6 protein-coding genes are annotated in these 5412 nt (G+C 62.5%); all 6 read right to left on the reverse strand.

Going from position 1 to position 5412, the window contains the following annotated elements:
• Positions 1–234 precede the first annotated feature (234 nt).
• Complete coding sequence (locus C5F46_RS15530; protein WP_107326222.1) at positions 235–450, reverse strand: DUF7220 family protein; 216 nt, start codon at positions 448–450, stop codon at positions 235–237.
• Entirely contained in the window at positions 447–956 is a 510-nt protein-coding gene (locus C5F46_RS15535; RefSeq protein WP_107326223.1) for a hypothetical protein, read from the reverse strand. The genes C5F46_RS15530 and C5F46_RS15535 overlap by 4 nt, the downstream gene beginning before the upstream one ends.
• A complete protein-coding gene (locus tag C5F46_RS15540; protein WP_107326224.1) occupies positions 953–2317 on the reverse strand; it encodes a site-specific DNA-methyltransferase in 1365 nt (454 codons plus the stop codon). Before C5F46_RS15540 ends, C5F46_RS15535 begins: the two co-directional genes overlap by 4 nt.
• On the reverse strand, positions 2314–3576 hold the full coding sequence (locus C5F46_RS15545) for a site-specific DNA-methyltransferase (RefSeq protein ID WP_107326225.1): 1263 nt from the start codon (positions 3574–3576) through the stop codon (positions 2314–2316). Before C5F46_RS15545 ends, C5F46_RS15540 begins: the two co-directional genes overlap by 4 nt.
• Before the next feature lie 503 nt (positions 3577–4079).
• On the reverse strand, positions 4080–4997 hold the full coding sequence (locus tag C5F46_RS15550; protein ID WP_107326226.1) for a restriction endonuclease: 918 nt from the start codon (positions 4995–4997) through the stop codon (positions 4080–4082).
• Positions 4997–5412, reverse strand: a 416-nt coding sequence (locus tag C5F46_RS15555; protein WP_146160252.1) for a GIY-YIG nuclease family protein, incomplete at its 5' end; no start/stop codon positions are given. The genes C5F46_RS15555 and C5F46_RS15550, both read right to left, overlap by 1 nt.

Genomic DNA, 5412 nt, shown 5'->3' on the forward strand with positions numbered 1-5412 from the left:
TCGGCTTTGAGATCGCAACGTCCTCTGATGATCAGCGCGGGCGGATTTATCACATCGAGGCATCAATATGATGGGCTCGCATCTCTTGCTGTGTCGATATGTTGATCCCGCCTTGCGAATCGATACCTGACAGCCGACAAATCGCTCAGGCTAACCGCCTGTTGACCTGCTCGATTTGCGATCTGCTCGTCGCAAATATGCCTCAACTCTGGACCAGCTTCGGCTGGTCCTTTTTCATTTCCGGCCGAACCGTGTGAACAATCTGCGCAGAGCGTAGCCGCGGGTCAAAGAGATGGTGGTAAAGACCAGGCCAAGCGCCAGGTTGTCGCCAAGGCTTGCATGCAGGCCGAACCACGGGAACACGACGATCTGCGCGACCACCGCCAGCGCATAGCCAATCGCGACATTGGTGATGGCCTCGATCAACGACATGCGGCGCGATTGGGTCACCTCACCGTCGCCGTTTGCTGGAATTCTTGACGGATGACTTTGCCAGTCTCGGTCGCCTGCAAATCGTTGAGCACGCGCGCCGCAATCCGTCCCACATTCACGATGATGCAGGCATTCTCGTTTGGCGGGATCAGGAGTTCTTCGTACTCGGTGTGGCGCCGGAACTCGCACGGGGCGTCGATCTCGAGGTGGTGCGCACTTGAGCGGATCAGCCAAAGCAGCCCGCCGCAATCGTCCGACGTAGCGATCTGACTCCGGAGAAACGGTGACAAATGTTTCTGCACCAACCCGAATGCGAAAGACGGACCAAAGCCGAGCTTGCGCAAATCCTGTGCCGCCGCAACCGACACCACGTCTCTCCAGCCATACCAGCGCGCCTTTCCGGGCTTCGGGGAGCTTTCTGGCCGAAAGTCGTTGCGGGATATGGCCTGGTTCAGGTCCGCGCGCGTGATCGGAATGATCCGAATGAGGTCGGCGTTTCGCCAGACCGGGGCGTCGATCATCATTTCTGTCCTCTCTCCTTGCCGATGGTCGTCTCGTTGCGGCTTTCCAACTGGGCCTTCTTCCCCGTCGCCATCTCCCAGCGCCGCACGGCGACGTCGCAATAGACCGGATCCAGTTCCACCGCGCAGCAGCGCCGCCCGGTGCGCTCGGCCGCGACTAACTGCGTGCCTGAGCCGCAGAACGGCTCGAACACCAGGTCGCCGGGATCAGAGAATGCCTCCAGCACCGCCTCGACCAATGCCACCGGGAAGACAGCCGGGTGCGATCCGGCAGCACCCAGCCCGCCCTTGTGGCGCATGATCCGGAACACAGAGTCCGGAATGCGGTGGCTCTGGATCGCGTTGCCGTAGCCGGTCTTGCGATGGACCGTGCCGTCGGCCCCGCGCAGACCACCGCCGCCGAGGGTTTCGCCCGCGTGCTTGCTCTCCACAGTCTTGTTCGGTTTGCGGGGATGGCGGTTGAAGTGGAAAATGAACTCGTGCGAGGGCGCCAGTCGTCCGTTCCAGTCGCCAGGAAGACCTGGCCCCTGGTCCCAGACGTACCAGCCGAAGCGCCGCCAGCCCTGCGCGCGCATCCAGTCGACCCAGCCGTCCCAGTATGGGAGCCATTCGCCGTCGCGATGGACGAGGCCGAGGTTGACGAGCAGCTGGGCATCGGCGGTGACGGGTGCTGCAGCGAAGACGCCCTGCATCAGCGCGTCCCAATCTCCGACTTTTTCCTTCGCTGCGCCATAGTCGCGCTGCTGGGCATAGGGCGGTGAGGTGAACATCAGCGAGGCCTGTGCCCCGTCCATCAGCCGCGCCACCATGGCCGGGTCGGTGGCATCGCCACAGATCAGCCGGTGATGCCCAAGCCGCCAGATGTCGCCTGCCTGCGTGATCGGTTCGGCCGGAGCCTCGGGGATGGTGTCGGCGGTGTCATCATCGATGGGCGTGCGGTCGTCGGCATCATTCAGCAGCGCGTCCAGCTCGTCCTCGGGGATCCCGATCAGCCTGAGGTCGAAATCCTCGGCCATCAGTCCACGCAGTTCCTCGAGCAGCAACGCCTCGTCCCACCCGCCCAGTTCGGTCAGACGGTTGTCGGCAATCCGGTATGCCCGACGCTGCGCTTCAGTCAGATGGTCCAGTACGATGACCGGGGCCTCGGCCAGCCCCAGCTGCGCTGCAGCCAGGACGCGGCCGTGGCCAGCTATCAACTCCCCGTCGGCGGCGACGAGGCAGGGGACGGTCCAACCGAACTCCGCCATGCTGGCGGCAATCTTCGTGACCTGACTGGCGTCGTGCGTCTTGGCGTTGCGGGCATAGGGCTTGAGCCGATCCAGCGGCCAGAACGCAATCTGGCTCGGGCGCAGAGAGATCGTCATGCTGCGAGCCGCTTGGCCTTGAGGGCGGCGAAACTCTCACCGGTTTCTGCCAACATCGCTTCTTGGCCGGTGAAGGACTGCCAGCGTTCGATGGCGACATCGACGTAGGCCGGGTTCAACTCCACCCCGAAGCAAACTCGTCCCGTCGTCTCGGCCGCGATCAGCGTGGTGCCGGATCCCATGAAGGGCTCAAACACCGCTTGGCCTGGGCTCGAGTTGTTCAGGATCGGACGGCGCATGCATTCGACGGGTTTCTGCGTCCCGTGAACCGTGTCCGCGTCCTGATCCCGATTGGCGATTTGCCAAAGCGTCGTCTGCTTGCGGTCGCCCGCCCAGTGGCCCTTGCCCTTGGCGCGTACCGCATACCAGCAGGGTTCGTGCTGCCAGTGATAGTCCCCGCGGCTGAGTACCAGCCGGTCCTTGGCCCAGATGATCTGCGACCGGATGGCGAAGCCCGCGTGCGTCAGGCTATCGGCCACGGTCGCGGCATGCAGCGCGCCGTGCCAGACATAGGCGACGTCACCGGGGAACAGTGCCCAGGCCTCGCGCCAGTCAGCCCGGTCGTCATTCAGAACCTTACCAGTGCGCTTGGTCTTCGCGGCCCCAGCCTGGTTGCGCCAGGAGGGATCGTATTCCACACCATAGGGCGGGTCGGTGACCATCAGCAGGGGGCGCACATCGCCCAAGAGCCGCCCGACCACATCAGCCGATGTGCTGTCGCCGCAGATCAGCCGATGCGCCCCGAGTTGCCACAGGTCGCCCGGCACAGACACCGGCGTGACCGGCAGGTCCGGCACATCGTCCTCGCCCTCGACCGGGCCATCGCCGCCCAGCGCCTCGGGATCCCGCAACAGTGCGTCGAGGTCATCGTCACTGATACCCAAGAGCGTCAGGTCGAAATCCTCGGCCAGCAGCCCCGCGATTTCGTCGCGCAGCAGGGCCTCGTCCCAATCGCCCAGTTCCGTCAATTTATTGTCGGCGATCCGGTAGGCCCGGCGTTCGGCCTCATCCAGATGGCTGAGCCGGATCACCGGCACCTCGGTCAGTCCGAGCATCGTGGCGGCCAGCACCCGGCCATGGCCTGCGATCAGCTCGCCGTCGTCGGCCACCATGCAGGGGACGGTCCAGCCGAACTTGGCCATGCTGGCGGCGATCTTGGCCACCTGGTCGTCGCCGTGCATCTTGGCATTGCGGGCATAGGGGCGCAGCCGGGCAATCGGCCAGGATTCAATCTGGCTCGGCGCGAAGACGAGGTCCATGGGGGGCTTTCGGAACTGGGGCAGGGCGGCCAAGGACACATGGCCAGCCGGTAGGACTGGCGGCCCACAAGGTCCGCGATGCCAGAAAAACAAAAGCGCCCGCGAGGGGTATCCTCCGGGCGCAATTCTTCGATGCTCAAGGGGTACGTCAAGGGGGCTAGAAATGTCAAACCCTTTTTCCGTGTTGAATCAGCAGGTTCTGCTGAGTTCAAACCTGACCACCGCTGGGTGGCTTCCCTGGCTGGCCACTCTGGCCAGATTTTGGCTCAAGTGGATTCTTGACTGAAATAGTAAAATCCACCTCTCCGGCACGACTTCTGTGACCTAAGGGTCTGATATTGAGTCATTTTACGTTCATGGGCCGGCCAAGGTGGATTCCAGGTGGATTCCCCGGTGAAAAAGCCAGTCGCTAGAAAAGTGCCGGGCTGCGCCCCCCCGCATACGTTCAGGGCCGGGGAGGAACCATGCCGCGGGGGGGCGGCGTCGCCATGACAGCGGGTGGATCAACTCACTTTCTGTCGCAGCCACGTCGCGAGTCCTGCGTCGAGGACCATCCGGGCGAGTCGATCAGGACCAACAAGAGTGACCCGACCTTGCTCGGGTGCGGCACCCACATCGCCCGTGTGCCAAACAAAGAACATGCGATGCACGCCGTCCATTTCGGCCATCCGCCCCACATAGTCATTGAGCTGGGCCGGTGTCGCCCGCGATTTGACCTGCACGAATGCTCTCTCCTGCGTGGAGGGAAGGACCAACTCGATGTCGACGGTGTTCTGGACGCCGCCGGTCGCGCCTGTCCGTTTCCAGCCGCTGGAAGAGAATACAAGGTCAACCAGCAGCTCGAAGTCCTGCCAGGTCAGAAGACTCATCAGCCCGGAAATCGCGGCAATCATCTGCGTTTCTGCCCGCAATGCGGCTTCGACTTGGGGTGTGACCTCGTCCCCAAGCTTTCGGAGCAGGTAATCTTCTGCATCAACCCCGCAAATCGTACCGCGAAATCCCTGAACTTTCAGGAGGCGGCCTGACAGCCGTTCGTAGAATAGATCGTTGCCGCCCACGGTTTGACCGTGCCAGCCGTCCACCGTTCTACGAAGTTTGGTCCGGTCCGCGAGCAGTTCCGCAGGGCCACGCGGTCGGCACCAATACATGCGCCCGGCATGGAAGGTGATGAATACCGAGGTGTCTGGTGCGGTGTAGAAGATGCGAGCCTGGTTCATGTCGCTGGTCAGAACTGCATCATTGCCATCACGATGCGCGCGCCATGCTTCCCGAGCGCCCTCCCAGTCCCCTGCAACGCAAAGCTCGTGGGACAACTCGCGATACCCGAAACGGAGGACACCCTCGCCGATTGCCTCGGCCTCCCATTCTCCACCTCGGCCGAGCTTAATGTAGTGCGTGCTGGTCGCTTCAAGCCTCGGCATTATTTCACATGCCCGGTTTTCTCTTCTCGCTCGACCAAGGTTGCCGAGGCCGGATCATAGCGGTAGCCGACTATCGTGCCATCCCTGATCCGGTCCACTGCCTCGGCAATCACGAAGAGCGGCACCATGAACCATTCTTTCGGTACGTAGGGACGGCCAAAGCGATCAATGATCTCAACATCAAACCTTGCGGGGTCGAAGATCCGGTGGATCAAATGCTCAAGTTTCGACCGGTTGATGTTGAATAGTTCATAGGTGGCTACGACCTCGACATCCGCCAGCAGAAAGGTCGGCTGCAGGCTTGCTCCCGCAATCCGTTGTTTCACGCCGTTACCTGTCACGCCGATTTTGTGAACCAGTTCGCGGTGCGCCGCGACCATTGGGTGATCGGATTTACTGCGCAGCACATAGCCCG

The organism is Phaeovulum veldkampii DSM 11550 (genome assembly GCF_003034995.1).
In the GTDB taxonomy this organism is placed as follows: domain Bacteria; phylum Pseudomonadota; class Alphaproteobacteria; order Rhodobacterales; family Rhodobacteraceae; genus Phaeovulum; species Phaeovulum veldkampii.

Excerpts from the sequence above, each read along its gene's own strand:
- C5F46_RS15550 (WP_107326226.1), bottom strand. The coding sequence starts at position 4,997 with ATGCCGAGGCTTGAAGCGACCAGCACGCACTACATTAAGCTCGGCCGA.
- C5F46_RS15545 (WP_107326225.1), bottom strand. The coding sequence starts at position 3,576 with ATGGACCTCGTCTTCGCGCCGAGCCAGATTGAATCCTGGCCGATTGCC.
- C5F46_RS15535 (WP_107326223.1), bottom strand. The coding sequence starts at position 956 with ATGATGATCGACGCCCCGGTCTGGCGAAACGCCGACCTCATTCGGATC.
- C5F46_RS15540 (WP_107326224.1), bottom strand. The coding sequence starts at position 2,317 with ATGACGATCTCTCTGCGCCCGAGCCAGATTGCGTTCTGGCCGCTGGAT.